The sequence below is a fragment of the Flavobacterium sp. GQ95 genome (assembly GCF_059758655.1).
On the sequence record NZ_JCAXEB010000002.1, the window covers coordinates 128,570 to 152,787 of the forward strand.

13 protein-coding genes are annotated in these 24,218 nt (G+C 35.7%); 11 read left to right on the top strand and 2 right to left on the bottom strand.

Annotation, left to right across the window (positions count from 1 at the left end):
* Positions 1-284 precede the first annotated feature (284 nt).
* The 5 genes from AC6CH4_RS05255 to AC6CH4_RS05275 all read left to right on the top strand — a co-directional run bounded on the left by AC6CH4_RS05255 (position 285) and on the right by AC6CH4_RS05275 (position 17,592).
* On the top strand, positions 285-11,732 hold the full coding sequence (locus tag AC6CH4_RS05255; RefSeq protein WP_498100817.1) for an Ig-like domain-containing protein: 11,448 nt from the start codon (positions 285-287) through the stop codon (positions 11,730-11,732).
* Between the two features lie 47 nt (positions 11,733-11,779).
* On the top strand, positions 11,780-12,712 hold the full coding sequence (locus tag AC6CH4_RS05260; protein WP_498100819.1) for a PorP/SprF family type IX secretion system membrane protein: 933 nt from the start codon (positions 11,780-11,782) through the stop codon (positions 12,710-12,712).
* Between the two features lie 11 nt (positions 12,713-12,723).
* Positions 12,724-14,658 (top strand): OmpA family protein, encoded by a 1,935-nt coding sequence (locus AC6CH4_RS05265; protein ID WP_498100821.1) that lies wholly within the window; start codon positions 12,724-12,726, stop codon positions 14,656-14,658.
* Between the two features lie 245 nt (positions 14,659-14,903).
* Positions 14,904-16,910: an NAD-dependent DNA ligase LigA gene (gene ligA, locus AC6CH4_RS05270; protein ID WP_498100823.1), complete on the top strand. Its 2,007-nt coding sequence runs from the start codon at positions 14,904-14,906 to the stop codon at positions 16,908-16,910.
* Positions 16,897-17,592 (top strand): lysoplasmalogenase family protein, encoded by a 696-nt coding sequence (locus AC6CH4_RS05275; protein WP_498100825.1) that lies wholly within the window; start codon positions 16,897-16,899, stop codon positions 17,590-17,592. The genes ligA and AC6CH4_RS05275 overlap by 14 nt, the downstream gene beginning before the upstream one ends.
* On the opposite strand, the gene AC6CH4_RS05280 is transcribed toward AC6CH4_RS05275, so the two are convergent.
* The gene (locus tag AC6CH4_RS05280; protein ID WP_498100827.1) at positions 17,578-18,489 is read right to left on the bottom strand and encodes a bifunctional metallophosphatase/5'-nucleotidase; all 912 of its coding nucleotides are present in this window, start codon (positions 18,487-18,489) and stop codon (positions 17,578-17,580) included. The two genes, AC6CH4_RS05275 and AC6CH4_RS05280, sit on opposite strands and share 15 nt — an antisense overlap.
* Positions 18,490-18,541: 52 nt before the next feature.
* A complete protein-coding gene (locus AC6CH4_RS05285; protein WP_498100829.1) occupies positions 18,542-19,321 on the bottom strand; it encodes a 5'-nucleotidase C-terminal domain-containing protein in 780 nt (259 codons plus the stop codon).
* Positions 19,322-19,367: 46 nt separating this feature from the next.
* Between AC6CH4_RS05285 and AC6CH4_RS05290 the strand changes: the two genes are divergently transcribed.
* The 6 genes from AC6CH4_RS05290 to porD all read left to right on the top strand — a co-directional run bounded on the left by AC6CH4_RS05290 (position 19,368) and on the right by porD (position 24,211).
* A complete protein-coding gene (locus tag AC6CH4_RS05290) occupies positions 19,368-19,880 on the top strand; it encodes a DUF6913 domain-containing protein (RefSeq protein ID WP_498100831.1) in 513 nt (170 codons plus the stop codon).
* A 15-nt stretch (positions 19,881-19,895) separates the two neighbouring features.
* On the top strand, positions 19,896-20,783 hold the full coding sequence (dapA, locus tag AC6CH4_RS05295) for a 4-hydroxy-tetrahydrodipicolinate synthase (RefSeq protein WP_192185007.1): 888 nt from the start codon (positions 19,896-19,898) through the stop codon (positions 20,781-20,783).
* Between the two features lie 130 nt (positions 20,784-20,913).
* Positions 20,914-21,708: an outer membrane protein assembly factor BamD gene (locus AC6CH4_RS05300; protein WP_056185383.1), complete on the top strand. Its 795-nt coding sequence runs from the start codon at positions 20,914-20,916 to the stop codon at positions 21,706-21,708.
* An 8-nt stretch (positions 21,709-21,716) separates the two neighbouring features.
* On the top strand, positions 21,717-22,034 hold the full coding sequence (locus AC6CH4_RS05305; protein ID WP_007807938.1) for a DNA-directed RNA polymerase subunit omega: 318 nt from the start codon (positions 21,717-21,719) through the stop codon (positions 22,032-22,034).
* Positions 22,035-22,043: 9 nt separating this feature from the next.
* Positions 22,044-23,258 carry a bifunctional phosphopantothenoylcysteine decarboxylase/phosphopantothenate--cysteine ligase CoaBC gene (coaBC, locus tag AC6CH4_RS05310; RefSeq protein ID WP_498100833.1) on the top strand — a complete coding sequence of 405 codons (1,215 nt, stop codon included), beginning with the start codon at positions 22,044-22,046 and terminating at the stop codon, positions 23,256-23,258.
* Between the two features lie 68 nt (positions 23,259-23,326).
* Positions 23,327-24,211 carry a type IX secretion system protein PorD gene (gene porD, locus AC6CH4_RS05315; protein ID WP_498100835.1) on the top strand — a complete coding sequence of 295 codons (885 nt, stop codon included), beginning with the start codon at positions 23,327-23,329 and terminating at the stop codon, positions 24,209-24,211.
* The last annotated feature ends 7 nt before the right edge of the window (positions 24,212-24,218 follow it).

Here is a 24,218-nt window from a genome sequence, read left to right on the forward strand (position 1 = left end):
AAAATTAACTTCCTAACAAGTCATTCTATTTATTTGGAAAATTGATTTATATCAATATTCCACCAAAGTTTTTGAGACATTTTTTATTCAAAAGAATAAGAAGTGGTCTTTGTGTACTTCTGTATACGTAATGTTTTTTTAATGAAATGAAATTTAAAATAACAGTCGACTAGTGTTTTAAATCTTATTTTAAGTAACTGATTATTAACGTTTTTTAAAATTGCCTAAGCATATGTGCTTATCGCAACAGGTATTTTATTGTCCATTTTCTAATCTTCCAAATTATGAAAAAAAATTTTACTTTTTGTAATCTCTCCTATCAGAAGAGATTATTCGGGCTATTATTTTTATTCCTTTTATGTAGTAATGCCTATTCTCAGACTGTTTGTAGACCAATATCTCAAACAAATAGTCAATCAGGTTTATTATGTTTAGGTTTAGACGTAGATAATCCGACAAGAGCCTTCGACAATGATCCGGGCTTAACTACTTTCGCGACGCTCCAAAATGCAGTCGGATTACTTTGTGTCGTCCAGGAGACCATGACACTTAACCAGACTGTTAAAGCTGGAGATCAAATTGTACTGTATTTAGGTACAGGAAATGGTTTGTTGAATGTTGGATTGTTGTCCAATGTCTCTATTCAAACTAAACTTTCAGGAACAGATGTAGGTCCAAGAGTGGCACTAAATAGCCCGCTTTTGAATCTAAATTTGCTTTCAGGCAATGCCATCGGAGAAGTCAGATACACTGTGCCGGGTGATGCTAATCAAGTTCAAATTCAGGTTGGTGGTCTTTTGAGTCTCCTTGTAAACTTAAGAATTTATGATGTTCGTTTAGATTTTGCAAAACCAACCGTTACGGGAGGTTTAAACCAAACAATTTGCTCAGGAGCATCAGCGACATTAACAGCTACGCCAGTGGCAGGAACGTCTTTAGCCTGGTATAGTTCAACTAGTGCTACAACAGCTTTAGCAACAGGAAATTCTTATTCTACTCCAAACTTAACTGCAGGAACTACATATTATATAGGCGTAGAACGAGCAGCAGGATGCGAGGGTAATGATCGTGTACCAGTTGTTGTTAATGTTTCAAACCCTGTTGCACCTGCGGTTAGCTCTTCGGGAACTGTAGTATGCTCAAGTGGTGCGACACAACAAACAAATTTATCCTTAATTAACCCAATTCCGGGAACTACTTACAATTGGTATAATCAAGGAGCAGGGGGTACACTTTTAGCTTCAGGAACAACTTATTCTCCAACAGTGCCATTAGGAACAACTAGTTTTTATGTTGAGGCTGCTATAGGAAGCTGTTTAAGCCCTACACGAACTCAGGTTGATGTAACTTCGAACGCTGTTCCAGCTGTACCAACGGTTTTAACGCAAAGTGTTACTATTCAATCAGGACAAAATGCTATATTAAATGCCGAAACTTCTCAGGCAGGAGTTACATTAAACTGGTATGATGTTGCAATCGGAGGAACCGCACTTGCTACAAATACAGGCATTTATACAACTCCGATTTTAACAGCTACAAAAACTTATTATGTTGAAGCTCAGAGTGCAGCAGGAAGCTGTGTAAGTGCAACGAGAGCTCCTGTCACAGTAACAGTTATACCATCTGCTTTAGGAGGTTGTTTAGAAGCAGGCAGTCAACAAACAGCTCAAAATGGTTTATGCTTATTATGTAGCAGTACAAACCCTAATAATTCTGTTGACGGAAACCCTGCAACAGCAGCAAGTTTAACCATTCCTGTTGGCTTACTAAATGGATGGGTTCAACAGACTTTACAATTTAATAATCCTGGTAAAGCAGGCGATATTGTTGATGTAGAATTAGCATTACCAGGTGGACTTGCAGATGTTCAATTATTAAGTGCCGTTAGTTTGGCGACTTATAATGGAGCAACTTATAATAATGATAGAGTATCGGTTAATAATCCACTAATAACTTTACAATTATTATCGGGTAATCGTTTTAGAGCGAGTGTAGTTGCAGGAGCCAATTTTGATCGTGTCGAAATACGATTAGGAGGTCTAGCGACACTTTTGACAACTGTAGATATTTTTCAGGCAACTTACAGATATAAAGCACCTACTATAACAGGTAACACAACTATTTGTGGAGGACTTACAACAACACTAACGGCTGATACCTCTTTAGGAGAAACTATAAAATGGTATGATGCATTAACAGGAGGAAATTTATTAGTTAGTACAGCAGCTTATACAACTCCTGCGCTGACTGCTAATACAACTTATTATGTAGAAGTTACTCGTAATGGTTGTGTGAATAGCGAAAGAAATCCAGTCCTAGTTACCGTCAATAATCCAGTAGCGCCAGCATCTGTTGTCGCTTCTCCTTTAAATATATGTAATGGAGATGCAACAACGATAACGATACAGTCACCAGTTGTAGGTACCACCTATAATTGGTATGACGCTGCTTCAGGTGGAAACTTAGTATTTACAGGTACCTCTTTTTCGACACCAACACTAACTGCTTCTACAACTTATCATGTTGAGGCTGTCATTGGAAGTTGTCTTAGTACGTCGCGTACACCGGTAACTGTAAATGTAAATCCACGACCTGCAGCGCCTGTTCCTGTATCTTCTAATGTAATTATTCAGTCAGGTCAGAGTGTGATGCTGGCAGTTACAAGTAATCCTGGATTTGCATATACATGGTATGATGCTCCAACTGGAGGAACTGTTTTGCAAGCTACTGGCAGTAGTACTTATGTACCTGCACCGGTGTTAACTGCAAATAAAACTTTTTATGTTGAGGCAAGAGATTTACTATCAAATTGTGTGAGTAGTTCAAGAGCTGTAATTAATGTAACAGTAATTAATGCAATTAGTAATTGTTTACAACCAAATTTTCAAACAACATCTACTGATGGTTTGTTATGTTTGTTATGTACTTCTACCAATCCTGGTAATTCTGTTGATGGAAATATAAATACAGCTGCAACCCTTTTTACTCCTATTGCAGCAGCTGGTGCATATATACAACAGCAGTTAACTTTTCCTACTCCGGGTCAGGCTGGAGATATTATAGATATTGAATTAGAATTACCTGGAGGACTTGCCGATGTTTCATTATTGGGAGGAGGAATTAGTTTAGCAACCTATAATGGAGTAACTTATAATAATGACAGATTTTTGTTAACTAATAATTTGTTAAGCTTACAGTTATTATCAGGAAATAAATTTAAAGCTAGTTTTACTGCGACAGCGGCATTTGATAAACTTGAAATTCGTATAGGCGGAGGACTTGCTACTTTATTGACGACTTTAAATATTTACGGAGCTTCTTACAGATTTCCAAATGCAACAATAACCGGAGCAGCCGCACCGATTTGTTCAGGACAAACTGCAACATTAGCCGCATCTTCAACAGGAACAGAAACATTTACATGGTATGATGCTCCAACCGGGGGAAGCTTAGTAGCTGTTAGTCCAACTCTTCCATTAACTGCAACTACAACTTATTATTTAGAGGCAACACGAGGAGGAACTTGTGTTAATAGTGTTCGTCAGCCAGTTACTATTAATGTATTATCTATTCCAACAGCTACGGATATTACAATTACTAGTCCTTTGACAGCTTCTTGTGCCGGAGGCATTGTATTGACTCCAACCTCTGCTTTATCAGGGGCTACTTTTAAATATTATACAGATCAAAATAAAACACAAGAAATTACTACAGGAACTATAGCTGGAGTAACTTATGTTAAAGACGGTACAACAGGAGCACTAACTATTAGCGGACTAAATGCTTTGAATGCTCCTTATACTTATTATGTTTCGGTACTTAACGAAGGTACGTGTGAAAACGTAAACGGAACATTAAAAGAAGTAATAGTTAATTTTCCAACAGTTACACCTTTAGTAGTAATAGGTACACCTTTAGTAGGTTGTGGAAGTGCTAATTTAGCAGATGCTATTACAGGTTTTGATACTGCTGTAAATACATATACTTTCTTTAATCCGTCAAATGTGGTAATTACGGCAGAAGCTGCCGCAAATATAACAACTAGTGGTGTTTATTCGGTTCAGGCCCAGGCTACAGGATCGAATTGTCCATCAGCAATAGCGACCATAAATGTGACTATTAATCAATTACCAACTTTGACTGTAGATCCTGCACAATCAGTGGCAGTTGGAACTGATGTAACATTAAATGCGACATCAAATGGTACTATAGCATGGTATGACCCTCAGGGAAATGCACTTACAGGCTCACCATCATTTACTACCGGGGCACTTAATACCCCTGGTATCTATACGTATACAGTAGTAGCTACTTTGGGAACTTGTTCCAGAACAGGAACTCTTTCTATAAATGTTAGAAATCCTAATGATTGTCAATCCTTAACTGAACGCGTTTATGCTAATGGCCAATCATCTGGTTCAATTATAACAGGCGGTGTAATTAATGCAGCCAACGCGATTGATGGAAATCCACAAACCTATTCAACTATTGCAACTGGTATTGGACTTTTAGGAATTGGTACAACCTGGCAAAATTTAACATGGCCGGCAAATATTGTAAAAGGAACTCCGGTAACTATTAAGTTAGGATCTGAATACAGTGGTGTAGCTTTAGCTCAAAATTTATCAGTAATTGGTACCAAGGCCGGTGTTGATATTGGAACTATGCAATCTGTTTCAGGATCATTATTAAATTTATTATCAGGAGATAATACATATGAATTCACTTTTGTTCCGGCAAATGCTGCAGGACCACAAGATTATGATGGAATCAGAATTCAGTCAGCATCACTTGTAAGTGTGGCACAAAATACCAAAGTGTTTGATGCTTATTATGAGAGATCAGTTGCAACTGTAGCTTGTACACCTGGTGATATTCAGGATATATTTTATGGAGCTACAGATTTAGGACTTCCTGTAGGAGCACTAACCGCAACAGTAGGAGTAAGTGATGCATGGAATATTGCTGATAATGATGTAACGACTTTCGCAACAATGTACAGTGGCGTAGGTGCACTTGCAGCAGCAGATTTAATGGTAGATTTCAAAACCCCGTCTATTGTAAGTGATACTTTAAGAATTGTGATTTCGAAACCAGCTGTACTTTTAGATGTTAATTTACTTACTGGTTTCACTATTCAACGTTATTTGGGTAACGTTGCTGTTGGAGCACCAATTCAAAATACAAGTACATTATTGAGTTTAAGATTATTGCCAGGAAATACCATGGCAGTAGCTCTGGTATCTTCGCCAACAGAATCATATGACCGCGTTAGAATTCGTTTTGGAGGAGTTGCAGGCGTATTAGAGTTTTTAAGAGTTCATACTATTGAACGAGTAGCAAATACCTCGGTTATAGGTGGAGATCCTGATAACAAAGTTACAGTTTGTCCAGGAACAAATGTTACGCTTCAAATACCAGAGGAGGCCTGCTCAACATATCTTTGGTACGATGCGCCTACAGGAGGAGCAGTCGTAGCAAGTGGTGTTACTTATACAGTTCCGACTACATTACCAGCAGGAATCTATAAATATTATGTACAGCCAGTACGTTACGGTTGTGAATCATTTGCAAGAGGAGAAGTAACTATTGAAGTAAGACCTTCAAGCCCTGTTAATGCTTTAGCTAATATTACTTTAAATGGAGGTACAGCAACTACAATTTGTGCACCAACAGGCACTGTTAGTTTAGCGACAGTTTTAACCGGAACTCCTGCTATAACGAACCCTGTTTATCACTGGTATAGTTTTAATGGAACAACCAGTCAATTAATTGCAGGTGAAATTACCAATCAATTAATTGTGAATGGTTTGATTCCGGGAACCTATACTTATTTTGTAGGTGTTAGTGGAGATAATTATTGTGAAACTGCAGAAGCAGATAGAAAACAAATTACATTCACAATATTAAGACCTTCAGATCAAAACGATCTTTCAGTTTCTGACGTATCTATTTGTCATGACTTACCTGTAATCTTAACACCAACAGCGAGTTTATTAACAAATACAATATTCTATTGGTATCTGGATGCTAATAAAACACAGCCTATTGCAAGTGGATCGACTATTGGTGGGGTAACTTATACAATTAGTCCTCTAGGAGTGTTAACAGCAACAGGGATAACACTTGCAATGAGCCCTATTTCATATTATGTTGGGGTTTCAAGTGATACAACTTGTGAAAATATTGCAGGAACACTTCAAACTGCTACAGTAATTATAACTGATCCTGGCACGCCAGTAATTACAGATACAGCTCAGGAATTCTGTTTGGTAAATGCGCCAACTTTTGCAAGTATCAATGTGAGTCCAGCGGTTGCTGCCAATATCGTCTGGTACGATGCTTTGACCGGAGGAAACTTGATTGCCTCTACAACAACACTTACTACCGGTACTTATTATGCCGCGATAAAAGATCCAATTACAAATTGTGAAAGCGCAGTAAGACTAGCCATTGCGATCAGCGTAACTGATCCAGGTACACCCGTAATTACAGATACTGCTCAGGAATTCTGTTTGGTAAACGCGCCAACTTTTGCAAGTATCAATGTAAGTCCAGCGGTTGCTGCCAATATCGTCTGGTACGATGCTTTGACCGGAGGAAACTTGATTGCCTCCACAACAGCACTTACTACCGGAACCTATTATGCCGCGATAAAAGATCCGACAACTACTTGTGAGAGTAATGTTAGATTAGCCATTGCAATTAGCGTAACTGATCCTGGAACACCAGTAATTACAGATACTGCTCAGGAATTCTGTTTGGTAAACGCACCAACTTTTGCAACTATTAATGTAAGTCCAGCGGTTGCTGCCAATATCGTTTGGTATGATGCCTTGACAGGAGGGAACTTGATTCCATCCACAACAGCACTTACTACCGGAACCTATTATGCTGCGATAAAAGATCCGACAACTACTTGCGAGAGTAATGTTAGACTTGCAATTGCGATTAGTGTAACTGATCCTGGAACACCAGTAATTACAGATACTGCTCAGGAATTCTGTTTGGTAAATGCGCCAACTTTTGCAACTATCAACGTAAGTCCAGCGGTTGCTGCCAATATTGTTTGGTACGATGCATTAACTGGTGGAAATTTAATTCCATCCACAACAGCACTTACAACAGGAACCTATTATGCAGCGATAAAAGATCCGACAACTACTTGCGAGAGTAATGTTAGACTTGCAATTGCGATTAGTGTAACTGATCCTGGAACACCAATAATTACAGATACTGCACAGGAATTCTGTTTGGTAAACTCGCCAACTTTTGCAACTATTAACGTGAGTCCAGCGGTTGCTGCCAATATTGTGTGGTATGATGCCTTGACAGGAGGAAACTTAATTCCATCCACAACAGCACTTACTACGGGCACTTATTATGCTGCGATAAAAGATCCGACAACTACTTGTGAGAGTAATGTTAGATTAGCCATTGCGATTAGTGTAACTGATCCTGGAACACCAGTAATTACAGATACAGCACAGGAATTCTGTTTGGTAAACGCGCCAACTTTTGCAACTATCAACGTGAGTCCAGCGGTTGCTGCCAATATTGTTTGGTATGATGCTTTGACAGGAGGAAACTTGATTCCATCAACTACAGCGCTTACAACAGGAACCTATTATGCAGCGATAAAAGATCCGACAACTACTTGCGAGAGTAATGTTAGACTTGCAATTGCGATTAGTGTAACTGATCCTGGCACGCCAGTAATTACAGATACTGCTCAGGAATTCTGTTTAATAAACGCGCCAACTTTTGCAACTATCAACGTAAGTCCAGCGGTTGTGGCGAATATTGTTTGGTATGATGCCTTGACAGGAGGAAACTTGATTCCATCCACAACAGCACTTACAACTGGAACCTATTATGCCGCGATAAAAGATCCGACAACTACTTGCGAGAGTAATGTTAGGTTAGCCATTGCAATCAGTGTAACTGATCCTGGCACGCCAGTAATTACAGATACAGCACAGGAATTCTGTTTGGTAAACTCGCCAACTTTTGCAACTATTAACGTGAGTCCAGCGGTTGCTGCCAATATTGTTTGGTACGATGCCTTGACAGGTGGGAATTTGATTCCATCAACTACAGCACTTACTACGGGCACTTATTATGCTGCGATAAAAGATCCGACAACTACTTGTGAGAGTAATGTTAGACTTGCAATTGCGATTAGTGTAACTGATCCTGGAACACCAGTAATTACAGATACAGCACAGGAATTCTGTTTGGTAAACGCGCCAACTTTTGCAACTATCAACGTAAGTCCAGCGGTTGCTGCCAATATTGTTTGGTATGATGCTTTGACAGGAGGAAACTTGATTCCATCAACTACAGCGCTTACAACAGGAACCTATTATGCAGCGATAAAAGATCCGACAACTACTTGCGAGAGTAATGTTAGGTTAGCAATTGCAATCAGCGTAACTGATCCTGGCACGCCAGTAATTACAGATACAGCACAGGAATTTTGTTTGGTAAATGCACCAACTTTTGCAACTATCAACGTAAGTCCAGCTACAAATATTGTTTGGTATGATGCCTTGACAGGAGGAAACTTGATTCCATCCACAACAGCACTTACAACTGGAACCTATTATGCAGCGATAAAAGATCCGACAACTACTTGCGAGAGTAATGTTAGACTTGCAATTGCGATTAGTGTAACTGATCCTGGCACGCCAGTAATTACAGATACAGCTCAGGAATTCTGTTTGGTAAACGCACCAACTTTTGCAACTATTAATGTAAGTCCAGCGGTTGCTGCCAATATCGTTTGGTATGATGCCTTGACAGGAGGGAACTTGATTGCCTCCACAACAGCACTTACTACCGGAACCTATTATGCTGCAATAAAAGATCCGACAACTACTTGTGAGAGTAATGTTAGATTAGCCATTGCGATTAGCGTAACTGATCCTGGCACGCCAGTGATTACAGATACTGCTCAGGAATTCTGTTTGGTAAATGCACCAACTTTTGCAAGTATCAATGTGAGTCCAGCAGTTGCTGCCAATATCGTTTGGTATGATGCCTTGACAGGAGGGAACTTGATTCCATCCACAACAGCACTTACTACCGGAACCTATTATGCCGCGATAAAAGATCCGACAACTACTTGCGAGAGTAATGTTAGATTGGCCATTGCGATTAGTGTAACTGATCCTGGCACACCAGTAATTACAGATACCGCTCAGGAATTCTGTTTGGTAAATGCGCCAACTTTTGCAACTATCGACGTAAGTCCAGCTACAAATATTGTTTGGTACGATGCATTAACTGGTGGAAACTTGATTGCCGCCACAACAGCACTTACTACCGGAACCTATTATGCTGCAATAAAAGATCCGACAACTACTTGTGAGAGTAATGTTAGACTTGCCATTGCGATTAGCGTAACTGATCCTGGAACACCAACAACATCAGATAATACACAAGATTTCTGTTTGGTAAATGCGCCAACAGTTGCTAATATTCAGGTGAATGAAGCAAATGTAGTTTGGTACAACACTCAAACATTGGGAACAGTAATTCCAATAACTACAGCTTTAGTAAATGGTATTTATTATGGAGCTATAAAAGACCCTGTAACAGGTTGTGAAAGCACTACAAGATTGCAGGTAACAATTATTATCAGTGATCCATTAACACCAACGACATCAGATAATACACAAGATTTCTGTTTGGTAAATGCGCGAACAGTTGCCAATATTCAGGTTAATGAAGCAAATGTAGTTTGGTACAGCACTCAAACAGGTGGAACTGCATTAGCTGCAACAACTGCTTTAACAACCGGAGTTTATTATGGAGCTATAAAAGATCCTGTAACAGGTTGTGAAAGCTCAGTTCGCTTACAAGTTACAATCAATGTAACTGATCCGGGAACGCCAACTACGACAGATAATACACAAGATTTCTGTTTAATTAATGCGCCAACAATTGCTAATATCCAAGTGAATGAAGCAAATGTAATTTGGTTTAGCACTCAAGCAGGAGGAACAGCAATTCCGGTAACAACAGCTTTAGCAAATGGTATTTATTACGGAGCTATTTTAGATCCGGTAACAAATTGTGAAAGTGCAATCAGATTACAAGTTACTATTAACTTAACTAATCCGGCAACACCTACAACAACAAATGCTTCTCAAAGTTTCTGTATTACTAGCGCACCAACGGTTGCAAATATTCAGGTAAATGAGGCAAATGTAGTTTGGTATAGCACTTTAACTGGAGGAATAGCGCTTGCATCAACAACAGCCTTAACAAACGGAATTTATTACGGAGCCATTAAAGATCCTGTAACAGGTTGTGAAAGTACTGTTCGTTTGCAAGTAACAGTGAACATAAACAATCCTGCTGCAACTCCAACTACAAATAATGCAACTCAAAACTTCTGTTCGTTAAATGCACCAACAGTTGCTAATATTCAGGTTAATCAAACAAATGTAGTTTGGTATAACACAGCAACAGGCGGAACAGCATTACCAGCAACAACAGCTTTGGTTACGGGAACTTATTATGGAGCTGTTTCAAGTGCAATTGGTTGTGAGAACCCAGTAAGATTGGCAGTTTTAGTGAATGTGAATACTCCGGGTGTTATAACAACACCAAGAACAACACAAACATTCTGCTTGTCAAAATTACCAACTCTTGCAAGTATATTGGTAAATGAAACAAATGTAGTATGGTATTCTTCAGCAACTGGTGGAATCCCGTTAGCAGCAAATACGCAGCTTACAGCTGGAACTTATTATGCAGGTGCTCTTAACAATACTACAAATGGCTGCGAAAGTGCTACAAGATTAGGAGTAACAATTAATTTCGAAAACGATGCTTTGGTTCAACTTGCAACTACCGACGATACACCATGTGTTTTCCAGGGAGTTACTTATTCGATCGCAAACGGAAAATCAAACTATGTTTGGTCAGTTACAAACGGAACAATTACTTCTGGCGGAGGAACCGCTGATGGTTCTGCGACTATTTCATGGTCTGATATTGGACCAGGTAAAGTTACAGTTACTTACATAAACAATTGTGACGAAACTGTAACTAAGTCATTGAATGTTACGGTTGCTACTTGTTCCGATTTAACAATTACCAACACAGTGAGTAATCCGACTCCAAATTTTGGAGAACAGATAACATTTACGGTAACGGTTAATAATGTTGGACAAGGTAATTTTATAAATACAGTAGTCAGTGATTTACTACCGAGCGGTTATGATTTGGTAAGTACCAATACAACTGCTGGAACCTATGATCCGGTAACTTCACTTTGGACAATTCCAACTTTAAATGCTGGCCAAAGTGTTACACTTACTATTGTTGCAGAAGTATTATCAGGTGGTGATTACCTAAGCGTTGCAACTGTTGAAATTTCAACTCCTTTAGATGTTAATGCAGCAAACAATTCAGCTTCAGTTTCTGTTGATCCAATTTGTTTGACAGTTTATAATGAGTTTACTCCAAACAATGACGGAGCAAATGATCTTTTCAGAATTGACTGTATAGAATCATATCCAAATAATGAGTTAAAAGTTTATAACAGATATGGATCATTAGTTTACAGCAAACAACATTATGAAAATGATTGGAACGGAACTGCCAATGTATCTGGGGTTATTAATAGAGGAGATATGTTGCCAACAGGTACTTATTTTTATGTGATAGACATTGGAGAAGGAACGGTTAAAAAAGGATGGTTATCTATAATGAGATAAGCAAACTGTATTAATCATCTAATTAATTAAACTAAATAAGTATCGTTATGAAACTATATATAAAATCATTAGAAACATATTTAATCCTAATATGTTCTTTTATCACGGTGTGTGTCAGTGCACAACAAGATCCGGAGTACACGCAATATATGTACAACACTATGGCGGTAAATCCAGCTTATGCTGGGTCTACCGGCAATTTAGAAGCAGCACTTTTATATCGCTCTCAATGGATAGGAATTGATGGAGCGCCAGAAACACAATCGTTTTCTATTCATTCGCCACTTCGTAATGAGAACGTGGGTTTGGGACTTAGTGTTGTCAATGACAAAATTGGTCCTTCAAATGAACTGTATCTTGATGGAAACTTTTCTTATTCAATTCCTTTGGGATATGAAAAAAGATTAGCCTTTGGTCTAAAAGCAGGTATGAGAATGTTAAATGTGGATTGGTCAAAAGGGAGATATTACGATCCAAATGATGTTTTGTTAAATCAAAACATTGATAATCAGGCAAAATTAGCCGTTGGAGCGGGGATTTATTATTATACTGATAAATGGTATTTAGGGCTTTCAGTTCCGAGTTTTATTCAAAGTACTTATTACGATGATGTGCAGGAATCGATTGACTACGACCGTTTGCATTATTATTTGATGGGAGGTTATGTTTTTGATTTGAATCCAAATTTAAAATTCAAACCCGCATTTTTAGTAAAAGCAGTAACCGGAGCTCCAATTACTGCTGATATTTCCGCGAATTTTATGATTGCCGAGAAGTTTGTAATAGGAGGGTCTTACAGAACAGATGATTCGATAAGCATCCTTGCAGGTTTTCAAATATCTAAAAGTTTTTATATCGGATACGCTTTCGATTACACCGTTAGCGATCTGAATAAATACAACGATGGCTCGCACGAAATCATCTTGCGTTATCAGTTTAACAAAGGCGAAAGTAAAATTAAATCTCCTCGATTCTTCTAAAAGTACAACCTATGAAAAAATTATATATCCTAAGTTTAGTTCTGAGTTTTACATTGAGTTTTGCTCAGACTAATTTAAAAAAGGCTGATGCTCTGTTTAGAAATTATGCTTACGTTGATGCTTCAAAAGCATACGAAGAAATTTTACAGAATATCAAAAGCCCAACAGCTCAAACGTTAAAAAACGCTGCCGATTCGTATTATTTTATTTCTGATGCCAGAAATGCCTTAAAATGGTACAAAAAACTATATGAAGTGCAAGGCAATAATTTAACTGATATTTACTATCTGCGCTATATCCAGTCACTAAAAGGTGTAATGGATTATGATGAAGCAGATAAAATGACAAAAGAATATCTGACGAAAAAAGGAGATCAAAAAGAAATTAATCGCTATGTTGCTCAAAAGGCGAAAACAGACAGTTTGTCTAAAGCAAAATCGCTGTACACAGTTAGAAATCTTGATATTAATACGAGTAAATCTGATTTTGGAGCTACTTTTTTTCAAGAGAGAATTGTGTTTACTTCAGCAAGAGATACTACAAAGTTCAGCGAAAAGTTGTACACCTGGAACAATCAGCCTTTTTTAAATTTGTATGTTGCCGAAAGAAATCCTGCAGATGGAAGTTTATTTAACGAAACAGTATTCCTTCCAAATGTAATGACCAAATATCACGAAGCAACTGCCTCTTTTGATGCTGCCGGTAAAACAATTTATTATTCGACAAACATCGTTAAAAAGAACAAATTAATTATCGATGAGACCAAAACGAATAACTTTCAAATCGTTAAAGGTGATATTGTCAATAATAAATTAGAAAATCCGCAAAAGGTTTTCTTTGATAGTAATGATTATTCCGTTGGGCATCCTTCCTTAAGTGAAGATGGAAAATGGCTTTTCTTTGCTTCAGATATGCCTGATGGTATAGGTGAAACCGATTTATATTATGTGAAAATCGCAGCTGATGGAACAATGAGTTCTCCAGTAAATCTGGGACCAAAAATCAACACTATCGGAAATGATCTTTTCCCATTTTTTCACAATGGAAATCTTTATTTTTCTTCTGATGGGCATTATGGTTATGGAGATTTAGATGTTTACGAAAGTAAATTATTAGCTGACGGAACATTCTCAGATCCTGTAAATTTAGGAGCTCCAATAAATAGCAACAAAGATGATTTTTCTTTTATAATTGATAGCGCCGATAACTATGGATATGTTTCTTCGAACAGAGAAGGAGGGAAAGGTGATGATGATATTTATTTTTTCACTAAAGGAAAACCTGTTTGTAATCAGACTATTTCTGGTATGGCAACAGATCGTAAAACAAAATTACCTCTTGCTGATGTAACGATTATGGGATATAATTCCTATAGTGATGTTCTTGGTGAAACAAAAACGAACTATGAAGGTAAATATGCGTTAGTAGTTCCGTGTGGAAAGGTTGTCAAAATGATTGCTGCGAAACCAAATTACAGTAGTGATGAGAAAACCGTTGAAACTACCAATGAAAATGAAGGCGAAATTAAAGATGTTAACTTCGAATTGAGTAATTACGATGACTTGGTAGTCAAGAAAAAAGGGGTTGAAAAAGTTGATGTTAACCCAATTTACTTTGATTACGATAAATACGATATTACACCTCTTGCAATAGAAGAGTTAACAAAAGTGGTTTTTATCATGAAAAAATTTCCAAACATCAGAATAAAAATAGAGTCACATACGGATTCCCGTGGAAAAGATTCTTACAATCTGAAACTTTCAGATAATAGAGCGAAGTCAACAAGAGATTATATTGTTTCACAGGATATTGATGCGTCCCGAATTGAAAGCGCAATTGGTTATGGGGAAAGCCGATTGATTAATAAATGTAAAAACGGAGTGAAATGCAGTGAAAATGAACATTTGTTAAATAGACGTTCCGACTTTGTCATTATTCAAAAATAGTTTTATGATTTAGATCTAATTATTTGATAATCAGTGAAAAATTATAGAGCGAAAAAACCATTTGGAAGTTGGTTTTGTTTAATTCTTTTTTAAGAATAGTGGACAAGAAGAAAATCAAGTTGCATCGTTTTGCAACTTGATTTTTGATTTTTTAAAACTTTTGTTTTTTGATGTTTTTCAGCAAAATAATTCTAATTTTGATATTCAGTTATTCAACATTACAATCCGCATTATTTTAATATTTTATGAGTATTCAAGAAACAATTCAGGCTTTACGAGACGAACTTAATCAGCACAATTACAATTATTATGTGCTGGATAACGCCACAATTTCAGATTACGATTTTGACATTAAATTAAAACAGCTTCAGGATCTGGAGGAAAAAAATCCTGATTTTTTTGATGAACATTCGCCAACGCAACGTGTCGGCGGAACTGTTACCAAGAATTTTAAAACTATTGCGCATCAATATCGTATGTATTCTTTGGATAATTCTTATTCCAAAGAAGATTTACTGGATTGGGAAAACCGAATTCAAAGAGTTCTGGGAAATGTAAAATTAGAATATACTTGTGAATTAAAGTATGACGGAGCTTCTATTAGTATTACATATGAAAATGGAAAATTAGTTCAGGCCTTAACTCGTGGAGATGGTTTTCAGGGAGATGAGGTTACAAATAACATTAAAACAATAAAATCGGTTCCTTTACGACTTAAAGGAAATTATCCGGATAAATTCGATATCCGTGGTGAAATTATTCTGCCTTTAAAAGGTTTTGAAAAAATGAATCAGGAATTAATTGAGATTGGAGAAACTCCATACTCAAATCCGAGAAATACAGCTTCGGGAAGTTTAAAATTACAAGATAGTGCTGAGGTTGCTAAACGCCCTTTAGAGTGTTTATTATATTCTGTAACAAGCAATAATTTACCTTTTTCTACTCAAATTGAAGGATTAGAGTCTGCCCGAAATTGGGGTTTTAAAGTACCAAGCGAGGCAAAGTTAGTCAATAGTATGCATGATGTCTTCGAATTTATTGATTATTGGGATATTCATCGTCATAAATTGCCATACGAAACAGATGGTGTCGTTATAAAAGTAAACAGTATTCAGCATCAACAAGAATTAGGTTATACAGCAAAATCTCCACGTTGGGCTATTGCATATAAATTTAAATCGGAACAAGTTTCGACTAAATTAAAATCAATATCTTATCAGGTCGGACGCACGGGGGCAATTACTCCTGTTGCAAATTTAGAACCAGTACAATTGGCCGGAACAATTGTAAAAAGAGCTTCCTTGCACAATGCGGATCAAATTGAGAAATTAGATATCAGAATAAATGATACTGTTTTTGTTGAAAAAGGAGGCGAGATTATTCCGAAGATTATCGCTGTTGATTTAGAGCAGCGCCCTGAAAATTCAGAAAAAACAGCATATATTACACATTGTCCGGAATGTCAGACAGAATTAGTTCGTACAGAAGGTGAGGCAAACCATTATTGTCCAAATTTTTACGGATGTCCGCCGCAGATTATTGGACGAATTCAACATTATATTTCACGAAAAGCAATGGATATTGAAGGGCTTGGTGGGGAAACCGTCGCGTTACTTTTCAAAAATGGTTTGGTTCATAATTACGCTGATTTATACGAACTGAAAGTTGCTGATATATTGCATTTAGAAAGAATGGCGCAAAAATCAGCTGAGAACCTGGTAAATGGTGTTGAGAAATCAAAAGAAATACCGTTTGAAAGTGTTTTGTTTGCGCTCGGAATCCGTTTTGTTGGTGAAACGGTCGCTAAAAAATTAGCGAAACATTATAAAAATATTGATGTACTAAGCAAGGCTTCTTTAATGGAATTAATTTTGGTTGATGAAATTGGAGAACGAATTGCAAAAAGTGTAATCGAGTTTTTTGAAAATGAAGAAAACAAAAGAATAATTGAGCGCCTGAAAAATTATGGAGTTCAATTTGAAATAGTAGAAAAAATCAATCCAAATGCTACTGAAAAATTCATCGGAAAAACTTTTGTTGTTTCAGGAGTTTTTGCTCAGTTTTCGAGAGATGAATTAAAGAAAACAATCGAAGATAATGGTGGAAAAGTTGGAAGTTCCATTTCTGCAAAAACAGATTTTGTTGTTGCAGGAGATAATATGGGACCAGCCAAATTAGAAAAAGCGAATAAATTAAATATTCCGATATTATCTGAGGAAGATTTTATAACCAAATTGAATGAAAGCGAATAAACCGTCGTTGATTTTGTATTTTCTGGCATTACTGTTTACTATCATTTTTGATTGGACAGAGCAGGAATATATAGCAATTTATGCCAAGGCTATTGTCTTACCTGCAATATTTTTCTATTTTTTTGTTAGCAGTGAATTTAAAATAGGAAAAACAGAAGCCTTTATTTTTTTATTTTGTTTTATCGGCCAGGTATTTGACTTAATGGATGTTGAGGTATCAGAAATTGGCGGGGTTTTAAGTTTCTTAGTGGTGTATCTGCTTCTTTTAAAAATTTTTATTGCAGAGCGAGAAAAAGTTATACTAAACAAGAAAGACATCTTGCCAACATCAATAGTGGTAATATTTATTGTTTATTTATTGGTTTCTGTTCTAAGTCTGCAGTCAGACAATATGAAAAAATTCAATACACTTTATACTTTTTACGGTATTGTTCTTAGTGTTTTAAGTTATTTCTGCTTTGTACGATATATTACAAAAGGTACACACATTGCTTTGATAGCGTCCTTAATGGCAGTCTGCTATATATTTTCAGATATATTTTATATTTTCAATGAATATTTTTCGTACTCTGTTGTCCTTGTTTTAATTCGCGATGTAACGCAAATATTAGGTTATTATTTTATGGTTGAATATTTTCTTGAAAGATCAAAAGCACAGAAAAAAGTATTATACAATAATTGATTTCCCTTGGTTTGTATGTGCTTTGTCTTTATTGAAATAAAAATCAATTCGACCTAAATTAATTCCATAGCAACCTACCTGATTTATTAACACATTTTCACCAGCTTTATTCTTGACAATTGTTGGTTTATCCAAAAATGTATGCGTGTGTCCACCAATAATCAAATCTATATCCTGCGTCAATTCGGCTAATTTCAAATCACAAATTTTAGATTGGTCATCTCTGTAACTATAACCTAAGTGAGAAAGACAAATAACCAAGTCGCATTTTTCTTCTTTTTTCAGTAATTGTGTCATGTCCTGTGCAATTTCTACAGGATCATTGTAAACGGTTTCTTTGTACATTTTTTTATCGACTAAACCGTCAAGTTCAATTCCTAATCCAAAAACTCCAACTTTAATTCCGTTTTTATTGAAGATTTTGTACGGTTTTACAAGACCATTCATTACGGTATTTTTAAAATCATAATTAGAATTGATAAATTCAAAAGTTGCATGAGGCATTTGTGCATACAAGCCATCAAGGCCGTTATCGAAATCATGGTTTCCTATAGTTGATGCATCATATTTCATCATACTCATCAGTTTAAATTCAAGCTCGCCTCCATAATAATTAAAATAAGGAGTTCCTTGAAAAATGTCACCTGCATCTAACAAGAGTACATTTGGATTTTCTTTACGAATAGCTTCAATCAAAGTTGCTCTTCGAGAAACACCACCTTTATTTGCATTACGCGGATCATCAGCCGGAAAAGGATCTATATGGCTGTGAACATCATTCGTATGCAAAATAGTTAAGTGCTTAATATCGTTAGTTTCAAAACTACTTAATGACAAACCTAAACTTAATAGGGCAGTACTTGCAGCTGTTTTTTCGATAAATTCTCTTCTTTTCATTGTATATATTTTTTGCCTAAACGCAGTAATTTAATTTTTGTGTAGTAATGATTTATTCGACTGTAATTCGAACATCGGTTTTAACAGGGATAGTATCAACTTCTTTGAAATAATCAATCAATACGTTTCTGATTTTATAATTCAGATCAAACTTTTGAGTTGCTTTTAGAAAAAAGTTCATATTGTCGCCTCCGTTAGCTAAATAATCATTAGTAACCACGTAATACGTTTTATTAACATCAATAGGTTTTCCCTGAATCAGGATGTTTTTGGCGGTATTGTCTTTTGATATCGTAAAGGTCATACCAGATAATGGTTGTGGTTTTTTCTCTTTAATAATATAGCTTGCAATTTCAAGAATTTGATTGCCGCTTAATGCAACAACAATCAAACTGTTTTCAAAAGGCATAATTTCGTACGCCGTTCTTGTTGTTACATTTCCTTTGGGTAAAATTGCACGAATTCCACCATGGTTTAATAAGCACAAATCGATATCTTTTTTCTCACGCGCTTTAAAAACTAAATTTCCTCTTTGTAAACAAACATCGGCCATTAAATTTCCAATTGTTGTTTGCCATTTTCCAGTGCTTTTATCAAGAGTTTCAGGAGAATAAGCCAAAATACTATCTAAATCTCTATTAATATGATCGCGATAAGGTTTGATGAAATTTTCAATTTCGGGAGTTTCGCTGCCTTTTTCTGTTATCGGAAGTTGTTTTCCTTCTATCTTCGTCAGATTATAATTTTTCTGACTGCAGGAGAATATAAAAAAAAGTGTTAAGAATATAACAAAAAGTTTTAAAAATCCGTTATACTTTTTTAGTTTTACCATCTTAAATGCGACTTAAATAATTAATTTTGTAATTGGTAAAAGTACTATGTTTTTAAATTATATAAAGGAATTTTTTGTAAAAAAATCATTAAAAAATAACCTGCATATTGTCAAAAACGAAGCCTTTACAAGCAATGTACAAACTATTGGTTTATTGATAGATGAAAGTGAATTTCTCCATTCAAAGGAGTTAACTAAAGAGTTCGTTCTTCAGGGAATTGCTCCTGAAAACATAAAAATTGTTGCGTACAGAGATAAATTTGAGAAGAAAAAAGAGTACTCAAGGCTTACTTTTGGTAAAAAACATATCAACTGGAAAGCAGAGCCAACAGAAGAATTTTTGACTGAATTTATTGAAACAGGATTTGATCTTTTGATTAGTTATTATGAAATCGAAAAGCCAATTTTGATGCTGATAACTGCAAAATCAAAAGCGAAGTTTAAGGTAGGGTTTTCTTCGGTCGATAAAAGATTAAATCGATGGATGATTGATACCGAAATGAGAAATTATAAACTATTCGTTTCCGAATTGTTTAAGTATTTAAAAAGTATAAAATAAATTATAAACTAGAATATGCAATCATTAATAGGAACTGGTGTTGCGCTCGTAACTCCATTTAAAAAAGACTTTTCAGTTGATATCGAAGCTTTACAACGCATCGTTAATTTTTCGATTGATGGAGGAGTTGAATATCTTGTAGTTATGGGAACAACGGCAGAAAATGCTACTTTAACACAAGCCGAAAAAGAATTAGTTATAAAAACAGTAATTGATACCAACAAGGGAAGATTGCCTTTGGTTCTTGGTGTTGGTGGTAATAATACAATGCAGATTGTTGAGGAATTAAAGACGGGTGATTTTTCTGCTTTTGAAGCGATTCTTTCTGTTTCACCTTATTATAATAAGCCAACTCAGGAAGGAATTTATCAACATTTTAAAGCGATTGCAGAAGCATCTCCAATTCCGGTAATTTTATACAACGTTCCGGGAAGAACATCTAGTAATATGTTGCCTGCAACGGTAGTTCGACTGGCGAATGATTTCAGTAATGTTGTAGCCATAAAAGAAGCAGCAGGCGATATGGCACAGGCTTTACAATTGCTAAAAAATGCACCAAAAGATTTTCTTGTTATTTCTGGTGATGATATGATTGCTTTGCCAATTGTTTTGGCTGGTGGAGCAGGTGTAATATCAGTTATCGGGCAGGGATTTCCTAAAGAATTTTCAGAAATGATCCGTTTAGGTCTGAACAGAAAAGTAAATGAAGCTTTTAAAACACAGTATTTTTTATCAGATTGTATTGATATGATTTTTGAGCAGGGAAATCCAGCCGGAATCAAACAAGTGTTTCAAGCGCTTGGTATTGCTGATAATACAGTGCGTTTGCCTTTAGTAGCTGTTGATGATTCATTGGCAGAAAGATTGAATAAATTTGTTAAAAACAGCATTAAATTAGAGTAAAATTATCGGTATTTTATTATACCAAAAAATATTTTGTAGTAGCTAAATTAATAACTAAATTTGCCACCGGAACTTCGGTGTGATTTTGCTTTGGCATAATTGTCTAAGAAATCATAATAAAAGTAAGAAAATGAAAAAAATAGTATCTCTATTAATTGTTGTTGTCCTTTTTTGTTCTTGTAGTGATTACCAAAAGGTATTGAAAAATGAAGATGTTGCGGCAAAATTTGAAATGGCAACAAAGATGTATGATGCAGGAAAATATTCAAAAGCAATTCGTCTTTTTGAACAATTGGCACCAGCATATAGAGGTAAACCTCAGGCTGAAAAGCTTTTTTATATGTTTTCACAATCTTATTACAAAACACAACAGTATTATTTAGCTGGTTATCAGTTTGAAAGTTTTGTTTCAGGCTATCCACGTAGTGAAAAAGTACAGGAAGCAGCATTTTTAGGAGCTTACAGTTATTCAAAATTAGCGCCGGTTTACAGTTTAGATCAGGCTGATACGGTAAAAGCTTTGGAGAAATTGCAAGCATTTATTGATAACTATCCAAATTCAGAATACATCGCACAGGCTAATGAGACTGTCAAAGTACTGAATGGTAAATTAGAGAAAAAAGCATACGAGAATGCTAAAGGATATAATACTATTTCAGATTATAAATCTGCATTAGTGGCTTTTGATAATTTTATTGCTGATTTTCCGGGAACACCTTTAAAAGAAGATGCGTTGTTCTACAAATACGATTCGGCATATCAATTGGCAATAAACAGTATTCCTGCAAAAATGGAAGAGCGTTTAAATATCGCTAAAGTTGCTTATAATAACTTATTGAAGTACAAAAGCGACACAAAATATAAAAAACAAGCTGACGAAATGTACGCCAGAGTTGAAACAGATTTACAAAAATTTACTAAATAAATAAAGTCATGGATTTAAAAAAGACGAATGCTCCTGTAAATACAATAACATACAATAAAACGGTTATTGAAGAGCCAACAGGAAATGTGTATGAAGCAATTACCATTATGGCTAAAAGAGCAAACCAAATTAATTCTGAAATCAAAAAAGAATTAACTGAAAAATTAGAAGAGTTTGCTACTTATAATGACAGTCTTGAAGAAGTTTTTGAAAATAAAGAACAAATTGAAGTTTCTAAATTTTACGAAAAATTACCAAAACCACACGCTTTAGCTGTTCAGGAATGGTTAGACGGAAAAACTTACCACAGAGGTTCAAACAAATAATATAGTATAATGTCAGTTTTAAACGGGAAGAAAATTTTACTGGGAGTTTCTGGTGGAATTGCAGCCTATAAAACAGCCTCATTAGTACGACTCTTTATAAAAGCAGGTGCACATGTCCAAGTGATAATGACACCTGCTTCTAAGGATTTTGTAACTCCACTTACGTTATCTACGTTATCAAAAAATCCTGTACACTCTACTTTCTTTAATCAGGATGATGAAGATGCTGTTTGGAACAATCACGTTGAATTAGGACTTTGGGCTGATTTAATGTTAATTGCTCCGGCAACTGCCAATACATTATCTAAGATGGCTACAGGAAACTGTGACAACCTTCTTATTGCAACTTATTTATCGGCTAAATGTCCTGTCTATTTTGCTCCGGCAATGGATCTGGATATGTACAAACATCCTTCCACTTTATCTAGTTTCGCTGCTTTAAAACAATTTGGTAATACTATGATTCCTGCTGAAAATGGTGAACTTGCCAGTGGTTTGTCCGGAGAAGGAAGAATGGCGGAGCCAGAAAATATTATTTCTTTTTTAGAGGCTGATTTAGAAAGTAAATTGCCTTTAAAAGGAAAAAAAATACTAATTACCGCCGGACCAACATACGAAGCGATAGATCCTGTACGTTTTATTGGAAACCATTCTTCAGGAAAAATGGGTTTTGATATTGCCAATGAAGCTGCAAAATTAGGCGCGCAAGTGATTTTGGTTACGGGCCCGACTCATTTTAAAGCTAAAAATAGTTTAGTCGAAGTTGTAAATGTGGTTTCTGCACAAGAAATGTATGATGCATGTCATTTACATTATAATCAGGTTGATGTTGCTATTGCAGCAGCTGCAGTTGCTGACTACAAACCGAAAGTCGTTGCTTTACAGAAAATTAAAAAAGCGGCAGACGAGTTTTCAATTGAGCTTGAAAAAACAAAAGATATTTTAGCATCATTGGGAGCGATTAAAAAAGAGCAGTTTTTAATTGGATTTGCTTTAGAAACTCAAAATGAAATTGAAAATGCTAAGCTGAAAATTCAGAAAAAAAACTTAGATTTGATTGTTCTTAATTCTTTACAGGATGAAGGCGCAGGTTTTAAAAAAGAAACCAATAAAGTTACTTTTATTGATAAAAATTTTAAAATTGAGCCAATGGAATTAAAATCAAAAGAATCAGTAGCAGTTGATATTTTAAACAAAGTGATTTCGCATTTTGCAAAATTATAAGTGATTTTAAGGTTCAGAATAAGTATCAGTATTATTTATATTTACGCCAAGGCAAATAGTATCTTTCTATGAAAAAAATAGTTACTCTTTTAGTATTTTTAATTTTTGGCTTTACACAAGCACAACAGCTAAATTGCACTGTAACTATTAATACTGAAAGGCTGCCAAATCCTAATCAGCAAGTATTTAAAACACTTCAAACTTCCTTATCTGAGTTTGTAAACAAAACAGATTGGACAGGATCAGTATTAAAACAAAACGAACGTATCAATTGTTCGATGTATATCACTTTGTCATCAAATAATTCTGATCAGTTTTCCGGAACAATTCAGATACAATCATCCAGATTGATTTTTAATTCAACATATTCTTCTCCTATATTCAATTTTAACGACAAAGATTTTAGTTTTCGCTATACAGAATACGAACCGTTGTTGTTCAACCCTACTACTTTTGACTCAAATCTGGTGTCTGTGATTTCTTTTTATAGCTATTTAATTTTGGGTATGGATGCAGATTCGTTCCAAATGGGAGCAGGAAATCAATATCTGGAAACTGCTCAAAATATTGCAAATGTCGCACAACAGGGCGGTTATAAAGGTTGGAGCCAGGCTGACGGAATCCAGAATCGTTATTATTTAATAACAGATATGATTTCGCCAATGTATAGTGATTTACGTCAGGTTACTTTTTTATATCATAGTGGTTTGGATAAGATGAGTGATGATTTAAAAGGTGCTAAAGAAAGAATTAAATCTTCAATACTTCTTATTGGAAAATTTAATTCGGTTAAACCGAATGCTTTTTTGACTCGGGTATTTTTTGATGCAAAATCGGATGAAATTGTTTCTGTTTTTTCAGGTGGCCCAAGTATTACAGTGAGTGATCTGTCCGATGTTTTGAATAAAGTGTCGCCTCTTAATTCTACCAAATGGTCGCAAATTAAATATTAATTGATTT